The sequence below is a fragment of the Catalinimonas alkaloidigena genome, assembly GCF_029504655.1.
Taxonomy (GTDB): Bacteria; Bacteroidota; Bacteroidia; order Cytophagales; family Cyclobacteriaceae; genus Catalinimonas; species Catalinimonas alkaloidigena.
This window is the reverse complement of sequence record NZ_JAQFIL010000003.1, coordinates 44,530-61,165: the sequence shown is the minus strand read 5'-3', so window position 1 is coordinate 61,165 and position 16,636 is coordinate 44,530. Positions and strand designations below refer to the sequence as shown.

Below are 16,636 nucleotides of genomic sequence, written 5' to 3'. Positions count from 1 at the left end.
ATCATTCCTCACTTTCTTCCTTAGTATATGCTTGCGGATCGGCCAATTGCCAGATGGTATCAAATTGTTCATTCAGTTGTTTCCAGCGGTAGAGCTCTCCTCCATTCTCCTGCTGAAACTGCTGTGCAATCTCCTTATTCTGAAAAGCAGCCATGTTCAATCCCATAGGGCTAGGCATCTGGTCTGTCTTCAGGTAATAGGCTTCTTTTGCATTAATCAGTAAACCTGGCTTAGTAAAACCTGTTACGAGAGAGTATGCTATATCTTCATGGGCAAGCTGATCTGTTTTATAAAAGTTGACCATACATTCTATGGCGTCAAACTTGAAGACCTTGCCTTTGGCAGAAACCAGCTCGCTGCCGTAGCGCTGATCTACGATGGTCATTTGGCAGTACTGGCATTGTTCTTCACCATAGTTGATAGGCTGAGGCTCTACGGAACATCCATTAATGAAAAGTATCAGTACCAATATGGCAATGGAAATGGGCTGAACCGCTTTTTTCTTTTTTATATTTCTCCACTTCAGCCAACTGGCTGCCAGGCCCAGCACCATCGCTAAACCCAGGAACATGCTGCCCCAATGAGGATAAGAGTAGGCATCAAAGTTGAGCAACATTTTCTGTCCAAACAAAGGTGGCTGGTATATCATACCAGGTATTTTGATGGGCGCATTAGGATCTAGGTCATGCCCATAATCATATTCCCAGAGATAAAAATCGTAGATTCCCAGTATACCCAGGATAATTAGTAGTATGCTCCAGGCCACAAAGCCTTGTCGTTTGTTGACAAAAAACAGTATGATACCCATTACAACCATCCCGATGACAATATAAGGGAAGTACTGTAGCTCAGGGATTGAATCTGGCTCTATGTACTTCATACCGATATAGTGGTTCAGGATATTGATATTCTGCAAGACAGATTCACTGTTGCCTGATATTTGGTTGATCCAGATGTACATAGTGATGCCATCAGGATATTGTGGAGCAAAGAGGGTAATCTGCCATAAGGGAAAAGCAAATAGCAAGAGCAAGCTCAAAGCTCCGATCAAAAACAATATTCTCGGTGAATTTTTCATGGCTATAGCCTATTAATGAATAGAAAAGCAGGCTTCCCTAAGTGGGAAGCCAATGCTCTTATCATTTATTTCCGGTTTTCCAGCTCAGGGCAACACTGCTTCCTTTGGAAGAAACCCTTGCATAGCCCTGCATTTCCTGATGCAGTGCTGAGCAGAAGTCGGTACAGTAGAAAGGGTACACACCGGCTTTCTGCGGTTCCCAGAGCAGTGTTTCAGTCTGTCCGGGCATCACCAGCAATTCAGCATTATTAGCACCCATGATGCTCAGTCCGTGAGGCACGTCCCAATCCTGTTCCAGGTTGGTCAGGTGGAAGTATACCTTATCTCCCACTTCAATACCCTCAATATTGTCCGGAGCAAAGTGACTGCGAATGGAAGTCATGTACACATGTACTTCATTGCCGTTCCTCTCAACCCTTGCCTCGTTTTCCTTTTTGGCAGCATGAGGGTGGTGATTCTCTGACAGCTTAAAGGTCTTGACAGATCTTGGCTTCACCAGTTCGGCAGGGAGAGCCTGTGCATAGTGTGGCTCACCGATGGTAGGGAAGTCCAGTAACAATTCCATTTTATCTCCGGAGATATCGTAGAGCTGGGCAGAGTGTGCCAGTTCCGGGCCGGTTGGCAGATATCGGTCTTTGGTGATCTTGTTCAGCGCGACCAGGTATTTGCCAAATGGCTGTTGAGAGTCACCACCAGGAATCATCAGGTGACCTATGGAGTAATAAGTGGGTGCACGATCTACTACCTCTTTGGAATCCACCTTCCATTTCACCACCTCTGAAGAGATGAAGAAAGAGGTATAGGCATTGCCTTTGCCGTCAAACTCAGTATGCAACGGCCCCAATCCCGCCTGCTTCACGATACCATCCAGCACTGATTCGTATTTAAGCACTGGGATACCATCTATGGTAGTTTCAAAATCTTCATTTTCAATGGCCTGCATCATTTTGCTAAAGGAGTGCACCGACATATCCGCTGACAATTTACCATTACCCACAATATATTCTCCGGTAGGATCTACATCTACACCATGAGGGGACTTAGGTGTAGGCAGGAAGTAGACAAGTCCGGGACATTCTTCAGGAATCAGCACTTTTACAGATTTTTTCTGAGTGGCAGTGGCGGAATGAGTCTCATCGCTGTACTCATTATTATAATAAGAAGCAGGCATCTCCTTGGCCTTTCCTTGTGCCAGATATTCCTCAGCCTTCTTCCAGTTGACGGCTGCAATAAAATCCTTGTCGTTTTGTGATGCGCCAATTTCTTTCAGCGTATTGGATTGCTCAGTGTTGTAAGTAGTGAAGAATACCCATCCATGTGACTGACCTTTGCCGGCATGTGCCAGGTCATAATCATAGCCGGGTACCAGCACCTGAAAAGCCATATCCATGTCACCACTTTCCTGATCCACACTGATAAAGCTCAGTGAACCTTTGTATTTTTCTTTGTACTGATCCAGCGCCACATCTTCATTAGGAATCGGTACGCTAAAACGGGTACCAGCTACCACATATTCAGAATTGGCAGTGATAAAGGGTGAAGAGTGATTACCCCCAGAATTTGGAATCTCAATGATTTCGGCAGTTTCAAATGTACTCAGATCTACTCTGGCAATGCGGGGAGTATTGTTACCATTGATGAAAATCCAGCGGCCATCCGGCACTCCATCGGTCTGAGAGAGTTCGGGGTGGTGGGCATCATCCCAGGGTACAAAACCATAAGAGGTTTGCAGCATAGGCTTGGTTTCTTCATTATAGCCATAACCTTTTTCCGGATCCTGAGAAAAAACGGGGATCACCCTGAACAATCTGCCGGAAGGTAAGCCGTATACGCTGATCTGTCCGCTAAACCCTCCCGACATAAAAGCATAAAACTCATCATGGTTTCCGGGGGCTACATATACTTTGGAGGCAGCGTTGCTGACATTCATTACGCCACCGGCTTCGTTGTTTGAGCGCTGGGGAGTACAGGCAAAAGTAAAAGCTGCACTCAGGATCAAAGCGGTGTATTTTTTTATGAAATGTATCATGACGTTTACTGATTTGATGGTTATTGTTTCATTTTACTTCATCTACTGAGCGGAAGTATTCCAGTATCCTTCTGGCATCCTCACGGCTGATATTCTGATTGGCCATGGGAGATAAGTATTCTGCCAGTAGAGCTTTAGCGACAGGGTCTTTTTGCACCATCTCATTAGGATTCATGATCATATTCATGATCCATTCTGGAGAACGACGGGCAGTAATTTCTTTTAGTGCAGGACCTACATAACGATCTTCCAACTGGTGGCAGGCGGTACAATTCTCTTCAAAAATCACCTTACCTTCTGCCGCCATCGTTACGTCTATCGGACCCAGGTCAACATGATCTACCGGACCGACTCCCTTATTATCCATAGGGTCAGTCAATTCCTCGGTCAACTCTTCTGTATTTTCCTGTGTCTGCTCAGTGTTATCAGATGCAGTAGATGCATTTTCGTTTCCGGCATTACTACCACAGCCAAACATTAGTGCGCTGAATAACAGGCTCAGCACTAGGTTTCCACTGATTTTTAGTACTTTAGGTGTATTGTTGAGGGTTTTCATAATGAATCTTATTTTGTTGTTTCAAAAGTAGGAGGGCCTGGACTGAAGTGTTTATGATTTGAATCATATAGCGTTGTTAACGCTTATTTTTTTTAATTTTATGGGATAGCCTTTAGCCGTTTTAGACTTAATATTTTTTAATGAAGGTGAAGCATGAGCATGATAGAAACCGAAATACTGAAGAAATACGGAGCCAGAGAAAGTAATGTCAGTAAAGATGAAATGCTCTTTATGGAAGGGGAAAGAGCGCTATACTACTGGCAGATTGTACAGGGCAGTGTCAAGATGGTCAACTTTAGTCCTGATGGGCAGGAGTTTACGCAAGGCATCTTTCACGAGGGTGAAAGCTTTGGCGAACCTCCCCTCTTTTCCGACTTTGACTATCCAAGTAATGCCGTTGCCGTGGAAGATTCAGTGCTGCTGAAACTTTCCAAAGAAAATCTTATCCAACTGCTGAAGGAGAATTTTGAGATACATTGGATGATTACCAGTACGCTCAGCAAACGCCTGCAGTACAAAGCCATGATCATGCGGGAAATGTCCAGCCACCCTCCTGAGCACCGTATCCTGACACTGATTGATTACCTAAAACATGAAGAGTCTCAGGAACATGAAGGTGAACAGTACTACGAAGTACCACTTACCCGGCAGCAGATTGCTGATATGACAGGGCTTAGAGTAGAGACTGTCATCCGAAGCATCAAAGCACTGGAGGAAAAAGGTAAAGTAAAAATTATCCGCCGCAAAGTACACAGGAAGCGATAAGCAATCTCACAGCTGTCCAAAGCGTTTTTTCACCTACAAAGACAGTATTATTAGACGCAATTCTTGGGCAGCTGCGATTTTATTATTTTACTTCAACTCAACCTTGACCCCATTGGAAATGATCATGGCAATGTCTTTGACATTCTGAATATCCAGCAATGGATTAGAGCTGAGCAGAACCAAATCAGCCTCTTTTCCTTTCTCAATCGTACCGATACGATCTTCAACCTTTAAGAGTTTTGCACCGTTAAGCGTGGCCATCTTTAAGATTTCAGCATTTGTTAATCCACAACCTGTTAATAACTGTAGTTCCCGATGAAAGCTGCCACCTGGGATAATCCAGGGATTGTTAGTATCTGTTCCGGTAGTGAGCATGATACCCTGATCATGCAGCATTTTGACAAACCTCTGTACTTTGGGCCAAATCTTCTGTGCATCTATAAAGTCCTGTTCTGTCCATCCGAGATTGAAATTGAAGATAGTCTGCCAGTTCTCTATCATTTTATCAGGAAGCTCACTGAGAAGCTCATGGGTTTTATAGGCTGAAGTGTTGCCGAAAAAAGTTGCGTGGAATACAACCAATGTTGGATCAACAGAAGTATTGTTTTTCTTTAGTGTGCTGATCAGTTCTGAGATCTTTTCACTTTCTAGATCCACATATTCAAACCACTTATAAAATGCCTTGCTACCCATGAGCACACTTTGGTGGTAGCTCGCCTTGTGTTCATCCGGAATGTAGATGTCACTTACAGGGATGATATGGACAATGTTATCAATGCCGAGCCTGGATGCTTCAGTCCAGGAGGTATTATGCAGGTGTGCGATTGTTTCCAGCTCAATCTTATGTGCTTCCCGGATACCCGCTTCTAGTAGCTCAGGCGGTAAGGAGGTATAGAACTTGATAAAGTCCACTCCACTTGCTTTCTGTTTTCTTACTTCCTCCACCACTTCACTTTTTGACTTTACCTGAGCTACCAAATTAGTAAACTGGGTGGTATCCAAGATGCTACCCGCTACAAATAGTTCGGGACCCATCATCTTTCCGGAAGCAATGTTTTCTTTTACCTGAACAGTTACTTCGGTGAAGCCACCGGGATCTCTGCTTGTGGTGATACCATGTTTCAAGAGTAAACTTGCAGTAATTTCGGGCAGTTCATCTTCCAAGTTCATTCCTATGGTAGGCTGTCCATCAACTACCGATACTTCTACCTCCCCCATAGCCATATGCACATGGGTGTCAACAAAACCCGGTAGCAAATATTTACCCGAACCATCAATGACTTCTACATTATCTGGTTTCTTCTCTTGTGTCTGATGATCTGAAATTTCAAAGATAAGACCATCCTTGATAAGGATATCCATATTCTCCTTTACCTGGCCATTTTCTACATCAATTACATTTGTGTTTTTGATCCATATATCCTGTCCGTAAGCTCTACAGCACAGGCTAACAGTTACTACCAAAAAGATCAGTATTTTTTCTGTCATCATCATTGTTTAATTTATGTGTTGACAGGATTAGTAATTCACCGCACTGATTCTTTACATGAAGAATAATTTTTTTAAGAAATGTAAACAATAGAGGCTTGCCGGTACTAATAAGCGGCAAAGGCTAATGCACAATATATGAGCTCTCCAAAGAGAAAAGACAGATTCAATACTATGTTAAAGGAACATTACGGCATCATCCGAAAACTATGCCGAGGATATGCTGATTCTACAGAGGACTTTGAAGATAATGTGCAGGAAGTCTGTTATCAGCTTTGGAAGTCCATAGACAAATTTGGGGGAAGGTCTAAATCAGGAACCTGGGTATATAGGTTGACCCTAAATGTATGCCTGTATAATCTGAATAAGAGAAAAAAGAGCGTTGAATATCCTGTTGAAAATGTGCTGATTTCAAAAATAGCCGATCGGCAGGCTCAACCTTATGATTCTGATAGTCCGGTACATATTTTATATCAATCCATAGCTTTATTGAAACCCATTGATCGGGCCATCATCATGCTTTACCTGGAAAAAAAAGAACATGCCGAAATCGCCGAAGTTGTGGGATTAAGCCTTTCAAATATTGGTGTGAAGATCAATAGAATTAAAAAACAATTAAAAAAAATAGTTGATGAAAGATCTGCAAGACTTATGGAGTGAAATCCAGGAGAAGACCTTGGAAGAAGATGAAATCAGCGCTATAGTGAACAGAAAATCTGTCTCAGAATTAGTGCGCTTCAAACGTCTTTTATATGTTGAACTATATAGTTCCTGGGCATTATTGGCTATTCTTTTCTTTTTTCATAAAGCTGTAGGGAATGAAATCACCCTGCTGATCTTTATCACTGTATTGCTTGGCACATTGTTAAACATCATCACTTTAAGAAAACTACAACAGCTACAGTTGTTAGAGGATGTGAAGAGCTTTCTGAAAAAAACCATAAAAGTGTTATGGACATTTGTGATTGGATTCATTGTAAGCATTCAAATGGTGGGAGTTATTGTCATTATTACTGTTAAGATTTTACGACAGAATCTCATGTCCTGGTCTGAATGGTTTTCTTCTGCGGAGGGTACTTCCGTGCTCATTGTACTTTTTGTTATTGAAGTGGTGCTGTTATCCTATGCCTGGATATTTTATGTAAGAAGGATACATTCCTTGAAGAAACTTCTGGAGGAAATGAATCATTAAGGTCTCTGTCTTAGGATAGTAAAACAGAACTTTATAGTCATAGGTGACTTATACCTATTCTTGTTTGATACAAATTGTTAAAGGCGAATAGCCAAATTGAAGCAGATACCAATTAGGTTTAAAAATCACTTATATAAGTTGTCTTTACTAATTGTTCAAAACCATTTTTTTTGCACTTACCTCTATAGGGAAAACTATTATTGAGAAGTTGTTTCTGAATAAAACTCTTCTAGCATTATTTTTTTATGCTGGTCATATAGATGAACAAGGGTATTTTCAGGTATGTTTTCCCCACCAAGGCAGGCATAAGATAAGAAACGAAATCGCTCCGACTTCTCTTCAATTGTTTTAAAATAAGAAAAGTCAAACAAATAAAAATCAGGCTGTGGAAATCCACCAACATTATATGCATACATCACCGGTCCGTCAATTATGATTGCATAGGTATCTCGTTGTTCATTTAGGTCCGTATCAGCCTGTATAAGCCCCTCTAGACGATGTAAATAGACTGAAGCCATCTTTGGATCTTCCCATACAGTTTCAGCTAAATACAAGCCTTTAGAGAAAGGAATATCATTCAGAACAATATTCTTTATAAAATCAGCAGCACCTTTAGGCTTATTCGGATGTGAGTGAAGTGCCTGCATCAGCATATACGTTTTTATAGCTGTTCACTATTGATTTCACTTCTGATTTAATAGTATCTAAATTTTGATTGATGACAATATCTCTGTCTTTCACTTGCTTGTTATCTTTCTGGTGTAAAAATTCCACGAAAGGTTCTAAGGTATACAGTGTGCGGAATCGATGTCTCTTAAATTTAGCAAAGAAATAGTTTTGAGCTTCATCTGTGGATCTACCAACAAATTCTCCCTTTTTCAGCGTTTGTACCTCTTCAGGTTTAACTATTGCTCTTTCCTGTACACTAAATCCGTGGCTTAAATTTCCCTGATCATATTTGTGGTAACTAGTACCTTCATTTTTAGAAATTATTTCTCTTTCCTCTTTACCGATAGTCTCACTTACAATTTTTGCAGTTTGAGGAAGGTTGGTTCTTCCGAAATACATGTTGTTCATATTGGCAATGATGGTTTGTGCTTTTTGCAACCCATATTTTTCAACTAACATGGCTGTATCCTGAGCAATCAAGACCATCGCAATTTTATTTGACCGTGCTACAGCTCCTATATGGTCCAAGTCATCAAGATAAAGGGTAGTAGCTTCGTCCAGCATAAGGAAACTTTTGTGCTTACCTTCTACATTCATCTGTTGTAATGCAACTGTAAAAATACAACTTATCACCGGAGCAAGTGATTTCCTGATTTGAGGACTCATTCCAACAGATAGCAGTTTCGGGTCTTCAGGATTATTAATATCCAGGTCAAAATCGTTGCCGGACAGAATCCAGGCCAATTTAGGTGTGTTCAAACGGGCAATTACATTTTGCAATGACGCCACCTGCCCTCCTAACTGGCGATCTGCTTTGGTGTCCAATGAGGTAACGATGCTGCGGATGTAGTCTCCACTTGTATCTTCGCTCAACAACATGGAAAATACATGCTGGTAATCCTGGTACAAAATGGTATTGAAAACATGAGGTAATGTGCATTGTTCAGGATGCTTAACCTTATAAAACCAGATAATTGCTGTAAACCAGTTGATAGCACTACGGGTAAAAAAGTTTCCGTTGTGTTTGACTGAACTTAGATCCAGGTTATTGTAAATACTGGTGGCAATTTCTTCAGCATAACTTACTTCTTTGATATAATCTGCTCTAATAGGATTTACTCTATGACAGCGACTTACGTTTTCAAAGTCTAACACGTACAATGGTAAGTTTGCCTTTCTTTTATTTTGGATAAGGATGGTATTTAATTCATTTGTCAGTGTTGGAAATTTATAGTCGTACAAGATCCCACAAAATCCCTTTTCAATGAATTGAGACATATAAGGACGAACTACTGATTCTGTTTTTCCTGACCCTGAACCTGCGATGACAATGGTATGCCGAAAAGGTTCTGTGACATTCACCCATCCCCTGCCCTTGGTTTTAAGGTTAATAGAATCTGGGTTGTTGATTTTCTTCCTTTTCACCAAACTTCCAAGTTTTTGTTCTTTAGTAGGAAACAAAAAACCGCATAATGGAAAAAAAATGAATATGCCGACGACAGAAGCGGGATACCCCAATATGAAAGATATTGACATTTTTTCAATATTGAGAAAAGTATAAGCGCAGCCAATTGTGATAAAAAATGCAAACCATTGAATGCTCTTATGTATCATTAACTCTTGATATTTTGGGCCACTATACCGTGGCATTCGTGAGCTGATAGTAACCATCATGAAGTAACTAAATAGTAATAGAATTCTGAGTGGTATAATAAGTTTCTCTAAAATTCCAAGAGGCTTAACCAGCCAATTAGCTAAATCCCCATAAAAATGAACCAATAAGTAATAATCAACGCCTAATAGCAATAAGCTTATCAACAGGAAAAAAAATGCTATCTGGAGCAATTGTCTTGACAAAAACATATTTACGAAATTTCATTTTGATCCTCTCCCCTACCCTTCTCTTTTGATTTTTTCATTTGCTTTCGCTCATCATCCAGTACGAGCGTTTCTTTAATTGCTATGGAACCACCTCGAATACTACCTAAAGCCTTAAGCATCTGCGATGCTGTCATACCCTCACTCCTACCCTTTGAATAAGTAGGTACCCCATGCTCATTTCCTGATGCTAATATAGCTTCCTGATTTTGAGTTTTGGAATCATCAAGTTTACCTAAATATTCTTCCTGCTTCTGATCTCTTCCGTGTTTTACAAAAAAATAAGGATCGTGAGAGAAGTTTCCTTTCGTAAACCTGTATTTGAGCTTTGTCAAATTTATAAAAAATGCCCGGCTATAACTGCATTCATTCCCAATTTCCTTTAACCGACCTACGTCAATTTTCTCCTCACCTAAATGTCGATTGATTTGATCAGTTGTATTTTCAATCTTCTTGTGAAAGTAGTTGTGTTCCTCAGTGCTATATTTTTGATAAAAACCCTTGCTGATGGTTTCATGCTTATAATCAAACATCTGCTGAAAATCTCTTGCGCTCTTTTCCTGAAATTTCTTGATATGGAATGTAGATTGCCTGGACCGCGGATTAAGAACATTCTCCTGTTTTGCATCCAAACGACTAACAATTATATGAGCATGTTTATGGAAGCCCGGCTTTTTATTTCCGGCAATAAATTGTGCCGGCTGATACTTTTTGCTTTCCCTTTCCTCAGCCCTATTTATTATTTTTGAAATCTCTATTTGATCATTAGGATTACTACTCCTTCTCAAAGTATTTACCCTCTGAGCTTCTTTGACCGACAATAATCGTCCACTTTTCAAATCCAAGTTTTTTATTTCTCTGTCTTTATGAATAGCCGCATACCATACCAAATCTCTTGATCTTAAATTGATTCTGTTCTTGAGCTGAAAATTAGCAGCATAATTATTCATGACTTGTCTTACATATTCTTTTAACTTCCCATCTTTATTATCAATATGTAATAACTCTTCCTCCGCCGGACTCACTATTATCGAGTAAAATTTCTCTTCTGATGGCTTTAATTTTTTACTACTTTCATCAATTCTAACCTCAACTTCATGATCATAAATTTTATCATTTTCATGATTAAAAAAAACACTTTCATCTTCTTCTCCCAATACATAATCATTACGGAGATATGCAATTAACTGGTTTACGGATCCACTATTTTGATAAATTTTATTGCCATCTTTATTAGGTTGAATTATCTTGATGTACATGAATTAACTCATTTTTTTATAGATGATTTTAAAGTTTGTTCAACATATTCAGCTATTTCTCTCTGTATTTTTTCTTTCAGTTCAGGCTCTATCAGTTTTTCAATCAAGATATTAATTTGAGCTTCTTGCAACAATCGAGTTCTGATCATCTCTTCAGTTATTTTCATTAGAACATTATCCTCTTGTTCTGCAATTTTATTTAACATATTTTCAGAACTTTGCTTCATTATTTGTACTAAATCAAATTCTTTTCCAGGATCATATGTAGCTGGATTAATCTTCCTTGTTATAAAAAAAACAAGCGCATCCTGGACATAATCTTTTATCTTCATATCTAAACGATTTGCCTCCTCTCCCACTTTTTCTCTCATTGTTTTACTCACAGTTACTACATATCGGTTAGACATAATAATTTAGATTTGTTTACTTAACTATATTGAATATCAGTACTTTATAAAATAAAAGCAACATGTAATAATTAATAAGTACTTGTATTATTGCATAAGACTCTCATAGTCAGAAGATTAAATCTATAATTTTTCAATATTTTATTTTACTTCTAGCTGCTGCTGAGATTTAATACAACTCTTTATCTTTAATTAATTCTTATTTATTAAATAATTATCTAATTAGATAATTATTTAATTTTGATAGTGTTTAATATTATAGTTTTATACCTAAATCGTTTAATGATTAAAAAATTATTTGAGTATTTTATATTATCATTAATTGATTGTTTATTTATGTAATTGTTTTGTTGTGTGATTAGATAATTATGTCATATCTTAGTTATATAGGTTTATAACATAATAGCTAAGTAATTATATAATTTTATAGGTATAAAATTTAGTAAGTATATGTTTATATTATTATATACTCTTATTATTATTTCATATTTTAGTTTTATAACTGTATTATAGGATGATTATTTTATTACTTAACTACATATTTATATATCTTATTAATTGTAAAATTTTATAATTATGTATTTATACAATTATTATGATTTTTAATTAAATGGTGATGTTAGCATATAATTTTATTATTATTTAATTTTTTATTTTTATAATTGTATCATGAAATGAGCATATTATTACTTAATTATATAACTTGTTAATTGGAAAATTTTATAATTATATCAGCAATTCATTTATGGATATATTTTTAATTTCAGCACAAAAGGGAGGGGCAGGAAAATCGACCTTAACAGCTCTAATATCAAACTCCTTAGCAATAGATTTTAGGAAAAAAGTTTTGGTAATTGATGGGGATGAACAAGGCACTATTACAGACTTCAGAGAAGCTGATGAATTAGAGTTAGAAGAATTTCCATATGAAGTCAAGAAGCTTCCCACCAAAGAGGTAGCTGAATATCTGGATAATTTAGAAGACCAATATGACGTCGTTTTTGTAGATCTGCAGGGAAGTACAAGTGATAATGATATATTAGAGATAATGATGCTGGCAAACAGAGTCCTGCTACCCATTATCGCCAGAAAAGCGGATCTATACAGTACACTTAATTATGTTGAGACAATTCGGAAAATAGAAACTTACAAAAAAGAGGAGGAAGAAGATACTGATTTTTTATTGTATGCCATGCTTAATCAGAAGAGAGGGAGAATAGAAGAAAAAGCCATGCGTGATTATTGCAAGGAGGTAGGAGTAAATATTTTTGAAAATGGCCTGCGAGACCTGGTAGCATACGCAAGATGGAATACATATGAAAGTTATATGTCAAGTGATAACTCAGATTTGAATGCTGTAAAAGAAGAGTTTACCGCTTTTATGAATGAATTTGTGGAAAAGTATAAATTGTAACATTATGAATAAGCAAAGTATTATAGCGAATGTAAATCCAAAGAAAAAAAAGACTAATAGAAAAGCTGCTGCTGCCAAGCTTAGGGAAGAGTCTTTTAACCAGGCTTATCAAAAGAATAAAGAAGAAAAAAGCGAAGGCGAGATCGTTCCGGCTGATCAGTCAAATGAAGAAATATCAACTAAAATTCACAAGGATGAGGTGGCTACACCAAACAACAATACTGAAATAGCTCCTGAGAAGACTCAAGAAGAGACTTCTCCTATTTCTGAAACCCTAGAGTCCACTCAACCTAAGAAAAAGGCTAAGAGAGGCCCTAAAAAGAAAAAAAGAGAAGATGGGGAAGGGGAGATAACGTATACAACTATTTCAGTCCCACAGAATGTCTCTAAAGTGGTAAAACTAGCTTCTACATTAATGGAAGCTAATAAGCTAGACTTTACAACTGAAGCTGTAAGATACTATATTAAACATCTAAAAAAATCAGGTAAGCTTCCTGATATGCCAGTTCTTGATCTTTAAGCTCTGAAATTTTTCAGGGCTTTTCCTATTTCACTTATTTTCTCTTTTGAACATTAACTTCATTCAGATGTGATTTACATCTTCTCCGTTCAAAAATTTCCATGTTGGGGAAAATAGTTTGCCATTTTGGTGAAGAAACGAGACTTAGCTCCATTCCTCCTCAAATTTATATGGTTGCTGTCTTTGTAACTGACAAGCGGATGGTTTGCGAACATATCGCTCAATCCAGCGAAGCTTTTGAGATGGAATTTCATGTTCCTGACATACCTGAGTTGTTAGCTGTTCTGCAGAATTGGTAATTGAAGTGCCAGCATCTTTTATCTCTTCATTTATGTCAGTAGTGATAACTGTTACTTTACCATCATCAATATTAGGGTTGATTATCCGTAGGTAACAGCATGATTGGTAATTATGATAACCAATGAAATCATAGCGAAATGCTCCCGGCAATTTGTTGACAGAACGGTATGCATTAGCAAGTTCTTTTTCCCAAAGCTCAATTTCAGCTGTGGGTTCTTCATCAGGATATTCATTTTCTGCTTCTGTTTCTTCGTATGAACTATAAAATGGCAAATCCCAATAAACAATCGGGTCTACCGGTACTTCCAGACGTAAGTTAAACTCCTGATGTGGATTGGGTAGGGCAGCAATAAACTCATCTTTAAAAAATTGATAGACCTGTTCAGCAACTTTATCAGGATATATCCTTAAACAGACCGCCAAGGCCAATTGCGCTGGACATGATCCCCCGTACCCATGATTAAAACCGGAGGGAGAGTGATTACGCACCTTCAAGCTTTCAGCCAAAGAGAGCGGCAATTTATCATCGTTAACATAATAAAGACGGTCATTCTCATAATCATTAAGAGTCTTAGAAAGCTCAATTGAACGGATCTGGCATTGTAATCTAACTGTAATTGTTTTCATCAACTCAACATGAAAAATTTTAGGGTACAGATTTTTCAATCAATCTGCTTATCTCTATTACCATTTTGCGATACTTCTCTATCTCTGTTTTAAGGTATTCATTTTCAGCTTTTAAAGCCTCTGAAGATTGTAGATTGGAATCCCCCTGATCAAAAAGCCACCAATTCAGGTCGAGATTAGGAATCATCTGTTTTACTTTGATTATAGTTTCACAGGAAGGTAGTTGAGACCCATCGCGAATTCTATAAAGAGTTTCCGGTTTCATACCAGTTGTCTTGGCAATCCGGTTGGCACTTAAGTTTCTGGTAGAAAGTTGTTCCTCCAACTTTTGCCCAATCTTACGGACAATCTTCACGCGTTGTTCATCTAATTCCTCCGCTGCTTTCTGATCTTGGTGCATATCCTGGCTCATCTTTTTAGCCACAAGATATGGAATTCTGATTACATACCGGTTCTTCATGCGAAACATGACTTTTTACCCTTTACATGAAAGCCGGAGCCTTAACGGCTCCGAAAATTTTTGTGAAAAGCTTAAACAGTTTGTGAGGTTAATTTAAATGTGCAATTGACCCGCAGTATTGATAAGCCTTACTGTTGATCTCAGCCATACCTCCCAAAGCATTTCCAAAAGTTTTCTCCTTTGCCTTTTTCACATGAGTCGTAAAATGGGTAAAACCATTGAACAGACCCCACAAATTTTTTCCAAGCTCAAAACATTCTCTGTGAATACTAGCTGTAGCTTGTTCGTAAAGATGTCTTTTGCGTGTGCTAACCTTTTCTTTTGCTGAAATATTCATCACTTCTGCAATTGCTTCATCTATGGTGGATAGTTCTATGGGCACATTCACGAAGCGTTCAAACTCTTGATACATCAGTTTATTTTGCTGCAAGTAGGCATCAAAACTGCGCAATAGTTTATCTATTCTTGTTTTACTGTTGGTGGTATGGCTCACGCTAAAATGCTGATTACGTTTAGTAAACTGATTGCTGCAACGAAGCATCATGGTAGTATTTCCAATCCAGAAACCACTGCTGTAATCATGTGAATTGCCAATCAATAAATAATCTTTCAGCTTGTAACCGGCGATTTCATTTTCTTCAGGGTTCTGTAAAAATGCCAGTACCTTTCTTCCTTTCTGGTATGTATCAAATCCGGCAATTTCAAAACCTGTTTCCGAAGCTAATTTTTCTGCACATTCTGCTAACATTTGGTTGGGGGTAGGGGTGTAGGAGCCTTTGCAGATATTTAGACAGGTCATATCGTCATTGCGGCGGATTGACTTCCATTCGGGAATAACGTTACCCTCTCCATCATAAATGGCCTGCTCCTCTACTTCCCAACTGAGTGTAGGATTTAATACAGCTTCTTTGCCTTGTTCGTAATTATATGTTTTTACTATATTTGCCATTGGTAAACTAATTTTGGGCTTATTGCCCAGGTTAAACATAGGGGTAGCTAGCCACTGCGAATGGCAACTACCCCTTTTTAGTTAAATTTAGATTAATGGATAAATTTCATAAATCTTAACAGTAGCACCTTCTTTGCTCTTAACTTTCTCTTCACGTACAAACTGAATTTCTACCGGAGTGCCCAGGGGGACATCTGCACGCTGAAAAGCGTTAATTAATTGTTTGCCAAAGTTGATATACAATCCCTCTGCGCCTATCCAACGAACAGCCTGACGCTTACTAGTCAACACTTCCCCACTTTCTTTGTCAATGCTAGAAACTTCTAGCTCATGTATGCCTTCATAAAAACCTTGTGTTTTAGTATCTTCCAAAGCCATTTCCAGATACTGTTCTCTATCTTTTCCCTTCTTCTTTTCGGCATTTTTCATAACATCCCCCAATGAAGTTTTAAACTCATAATACTTGGGCACGATAGAGACCTTACCTTTCTTATTTTTTAGATCTTCTGCCTCACTTACCAGACGTTGATACTCTTCAAAGTCGTAAGTACTGGCTTGTACCTGCAACTCGCTTTCCTCTTCATGTTTGTTAGCTACTGAAGATTTGGTGTTTGTTTGTACATCTTCATGTACTTCTGCGGTTTGGGTGTTTTCTTCAAATTGATTCATGGTAAACTATTTATTTGGTTAAACATAAATTACTTATTAAAAAAAAAGGAGTTCAGCTTTGCCATTTTTGATTATCCTATGTTTTCATAATTCCTATACTCATCTCCGAATCAATACTTAAATATATGATTATTTAGGATAATAATCAACCCAAAAAGGATGAAAATTAGCTTTTTGTTAAATAGATTATGATGAAAAAGGATAAATAATTTTAACTGAAATAGCCCATCTGGAATACCTTTTGCATATTTATCCCTTTTGTTTTAGCGCCCCCCGGCTTAGGGATGGAGCTATTGTCTGAGCTCGTATTGGCTATGTGCGGCTGGAAGCGAGTAGCGAGAGCCCGACCCTTGGGTAAGCCACATATCATCTGGCT

17 protein-coding genes are annotated in these 16,636 nt (G+C 38.2%); 5 read left to right on the top strand and 12 right to left on the bottom strand.

Going from position 1 to position 16,636, the window contains the following annotated elements; translation table 11 throughout:
* Position 1: 1 nt before the first annotated feature.
* The 3 genes from OKW21_RS31950 to OKW21_RS31940 form a co-directional block, all read right to left on the bottom strand.
* A complete protein-coding gene (locus tag OKW21_RS31950) occupies positions 2 to 1,078 on the bottom strand; it encodes a nitrous oxide reductase accessory protein NosL (RefSeq protein WP_277488093.1) in 1,077 nt (358 codons plus the stop codon).
* Positions 1,079 to 1,139: 61 nt separating this feature from the next.
* Positions 1,140 to 3,107: a Sec-dependent nitrous-oxide reductase gene (gene nosZ / locus OKW21_RS31945; protein ID WP_277488091.1), complete on the bottom strand. Its 1,968-nt coding sequence runs from the start codon at positions 3,105 to 3,107 to the stop codon at positions 1,140 to 1,142.
* A gap of 28 nt (positions 3,108 to 3,135) precedes the next feature.
* Positions 3,136 to 3,663 (bottom strand): c-type cytochrome, encoded by a 528-nt coding sequence (locus tag OKW21_RS31940; RefSeq protein ID WP_277488089.1) that lies wholly within the window; start codon positions 3,661 to 3,663, stop codon positions 3,136 to 3,138.
* Positions 3,664 to 3,816: 153 nt separating this feature from the next.
* Here OKW21_RS31940 and OKW21_RS31935 point away from each other — a divergent pair, with 153 nt between their 5' ends.
* Positions 3,817 to 4,428, top strand: coding sequence for a Crp/Fnr family transcriptional regulator (locus OKW21_RS31935; protein ID WP_277488087.1), 612 nt, complete (start codon positions 3,817 to 3,819; stop codon positions 4,426 to 4,428).
* Positions 4,429 to 4,515: 87 nt separating this feature from the next.
* Here the strand turns inward: OKW21_RS31935 and OKW21_RS31930 are convergent, their stop codons facing one another.
* Positions 4,516 to 5,922 (bottom strand): amidohydrolase family protein, encoded by a 1,407-nt coding sequence (locus tag OKW21_RS31930; RefSeq protein ID WP_277488085.1) that lies wholly within the window; start codon positions 5,920 to 5,922, stop codon positions 4,516 to 4,518.
* Positions 5,923 to 6,090: 168 nt separating this feature from the next.
* On the opposite strand from OKW21_RS31930, the gene OKW21_RS31925 reads away from it, so the two are divergent.
* Together OKW21_RS31925 and OKW21_RS31920 are read left to right on the top strand one after the other, a co-directional pair.
* The gene (locus OKW21_RS31925) at positions 6,091 to 6,576 is read left to right on the top strand and encodes an RNA polymerase sigma factor (protein ID WP_277488082.1); all 486 of its coding nucleotides are present in this window, start codon (positions 6,091 to 6,093) and stop codon (positions 6,574 to 6,576) included.
* A complete protein-coding gene (locus OKW21_RS31920) occupies positions 6,548 to 7,108 on the top strand; it encodes a hypothetical protein (protein WP_277488080.1) in 561 nt (186 codons plus the stop codon). The genes OKW21_RS31925 and OKW21_RS31920 overlap by 29 nt, the downstream gene beginning before the upstream one ends.
* A gap of 197 nt (positions 7,109 to 7,305) precedes the next feature.
* Here OKW21_RS31920 and OKW21_RS31915 read toward each other — a convergent pair whose 3' ends face one another.
* The 4 genes from OKW21_RS31915 to OKW21_RS31900 all read right to left on the bottom strand — a co-directional run bounded on the left by OKW21_RS31915 (position 7,306) and on the right by OKW21_RS31900 (position 11,321).
* The gene (locus tag OKW21_RS31915; RefSeq protein WP_277488076.1) at positions 7,306 to 7,755 is read right to left on the bottom strand and encodes a hypothetical protein; all 450 of its coding nucleotides are present in this window, start codon (positions 7,753 to 7,755) and stop codon (positions 7,306 to 7,308) included.
* Entirely contained in the window at positions 7,727 to 9,202 is a 1,476-nt protein-coding gene (locus OKW21_RS31910) for a type IV secretory system conjugative DNA transfer family protein (RefSeq protein ID WP_277488075.1), read from the bottom strand. Before OKW21_RS31910 ends, OKW21_RS31915 begins: the two co-directional genes overlap by 29 nt.
* 440 nt (positions 9,203 to 9,642) lie before the next feature.
* On the bottom strand, positions 9,643 to 10,914 hold the full coding sequence (locus tag OKW21_RS31905; protein ID WP_277488072.1) for a DUF5712 family protein: 1,272 nt from the start codon (positions 10,912 to 10,914) through the stop codon (positions 9,643 to 9,645).
* An 8-nt stretch (positions 10,915 to 10,922) separates the two neighbouring features.
* Entirely contained in the window at positions 10,923 to 11,321 is a 399-nt protein-coding gene (locus OKW21_RS31900) for a hypothetical protein (protein ID WP_277488067.1), read from the bottom strand.
* Between the two features lie 745 nt (positions 11,322 to 12,066).
* Between OKW21_RS31900 and OKW21_RS31895 the strand changes: the two genes are divergently transcribed.
* Both OKW21_RS31895 and OKW21_RS31890 read left to right on the top strand, forming a co-directional pair.
* Positions 12,067 to 12,735 carry a ParA family protein gene (locus tag OKW21_RS31895; RefSeq protein ID WP_277488065.1) on the top strand — a complete coding sequence of 223 codons (669 nt, stop codon included), beginning with the start codon at positions 12,067 to 12,069 and terminating at the stop codon, positions 12,733 to 12,735.
* Between the two features lie 4 nt (positions 12,736 to 12,739).
* Positions 12,740 to 13,255 carry a hypothetical protein gene (locus OKW21_RS31890; protein ID WP_277488064.1) on the top strand — a complete coding sequence of 172 codons (516 nt, stop codon included), beginning with the start codon at positions 12,740 to 12,742 and terminating at the stop codon, positions 13,253 to 13,255.
* A 144-nt stretch (positions 13,256 to 13,399) separates the two neighbouring features.
* Here the strand turns inward: OKW21_RS31890 and OKW21_RS31885 are convergent, their stop codons facing one another.
* From OKW21_RS31885 to OKW21_RS31870, 4 genes are all read right to left on the bottom strand, one after another.
* Positions 13,400 to 14,221: a DUF6166 domain-containing protein gene (locus OKW21_RS31885; protein ID WP_277488062.1), complete on the bottom strand. Its 822-nt coding sequence runs from the start codon at positions 14,219 to 14,221 to the stop codon at positions 13,400 to 13,402.
* Positions 14,202 to 14,642: a hypothetical protein gene (locus tag OKW21_RS31880; RefSeq protein WP_277488060.1), complete on the bottom strand. Its 441-nt coding sequence runs from the start codon at positions 14,640 to 14,642 to the stop codon at positions 14,202 to 14,204. The genes OKW21_RS31885 and OKW21_RS31880 overlap by 20 nt, the downstream gene beginning before the upstream one ends.
* Positions 14,643 to 14,730: 88 nt before the next feature.
* Positions 14,731 to 15,591, bottom strand: a complete 861-nt coding sequence (locus OKW21_RS31875) for a DUF932 domain-containing protein (protein ID WP_277488058.1) — start codon at positions 15,589 to 15,591, stop codon at positions 14,731 to 14,733.
* An 87-nt stretch (positions 15,592 to 15,678) separates the two neighbouring features.
* Positions 15,679 to 16,260 carry a hypothetical protein gene (locus tag OKW21_RS31870; RefSeq protein WP_277488056.1) on the bottom strand — a complete coding sequence of 194 codons (582 nt, stop codon included), beginning with the start codon at positions 16,258 to 16,260 and terminating at the stop codon, positions 15,679 to 15,681.
* Positions 16,261 to 16,636 lie beyond the last annotated feature (376 nt).

Bases quoted from the DNA above. Each gene is read 5' to 3' on its own strand.
- OKW21_RS31905 (WP_277488072.1), bottom strand. From the start codon at position 10,914: ATGTACATCAAGATAATTCAACCTAATAAAGATGGCAATAAAATTTAT.
- OKW21_RS31930 (WP_277488085.1), bottom strand. From the start codon at position 5,922: ATGATGATGACAGAAAAAATACTGATCTTTTTGGTAGTAACTGTTAGC.
- OKW21_RS31880 (WP_277488060.1), bottom strand. From the start codon at position 14,642: ATGAAGAACCGGTATGTAATCAGAATTCCATATCTTGTGGCTAAAAAG.
- OKW21_RS31895 (WP_277488065.1), top strand. From the start codon at position 12,067: ATGGATATATTTTTAATTTCAGCACAAAAGGGAGGGGCAGGAAAATCG.
- OKW21_RS31940 (WP_277488089.1), bottom strand. From the start codon at position 3,663: ATGAAAACCCTCAACAATACACCTAAAGTACTAAAAATCAGTGGAAAC.
- OKW21_RS31925 (WP_277488082.1), top strand. From the start codon at position 6,091: ATGTTAAAGGAACATTACGGCATCATCCGAAAACTATGCCGAGGATAT.
- nosZ (WP_277488091.1), bottom strand. From the start codon at position 3,107: ATGATACATTTCATAAAAAAATACACCGCTTTGATCCTGAGTGCAGCT.
- OKW21_RS31920 (WP_277488080.1), top strand. From the start codon at position 6,548: ATGAAAGATCTGCAAGACTTATGGAGTGAAATCCAGGAGAAGACCTTG.
- OKW21_RS31890 (WP_277488064.1), top strand. From the start codon at position 12,740: ATGAATAAGCAAAGTATTATAGCGAATGTAAATCCAAAGAAAAAAAAG.
- OKW21_RS31935 (WP_277488087.1), top strand. From the start codon at position 3,817: ATGAGCATGATAGAAACCGAAATACTGAAGAAATACGGAGCCAGAGAA.
- OKW21_RS31870 (WP_277488056.1), bottom strand. From the start codon at position 16,260: ATGAATCAATTTGAAGAAAACACCCAAACCGCAGAAGTACATGAAGAT.
- OKW21_RS31900 (WP_277488067.1), bottom strand. From the start codon at position 11,321: ATGTCTAACCGATATGTAGTAACTGTGAGTAAAACAATGAGAGAAAAA.
- OKW21_RS31950 (WP_277488093.1), bottom strand. From the start codon at position 1,078: ATGAAAAATTCACCGAGAATATTGTTTTTGATCGGAGCTTTGAGCTTG.
- OKW21_RS31915 (WP_277488076.1), bottom strand. From the start codon at position 7,755: ATGCAGGCACTTCACTCACATCCGAATAAGCCTAAAGGTGCTGCTGAT.
- OKW21_RS31875 (WP_277488058.1), bottom strand. From the start codon at position 15,591: ATGGCAAATATAGTAAAAACATATAATTACGAACAAGGCAAAGAAGCT.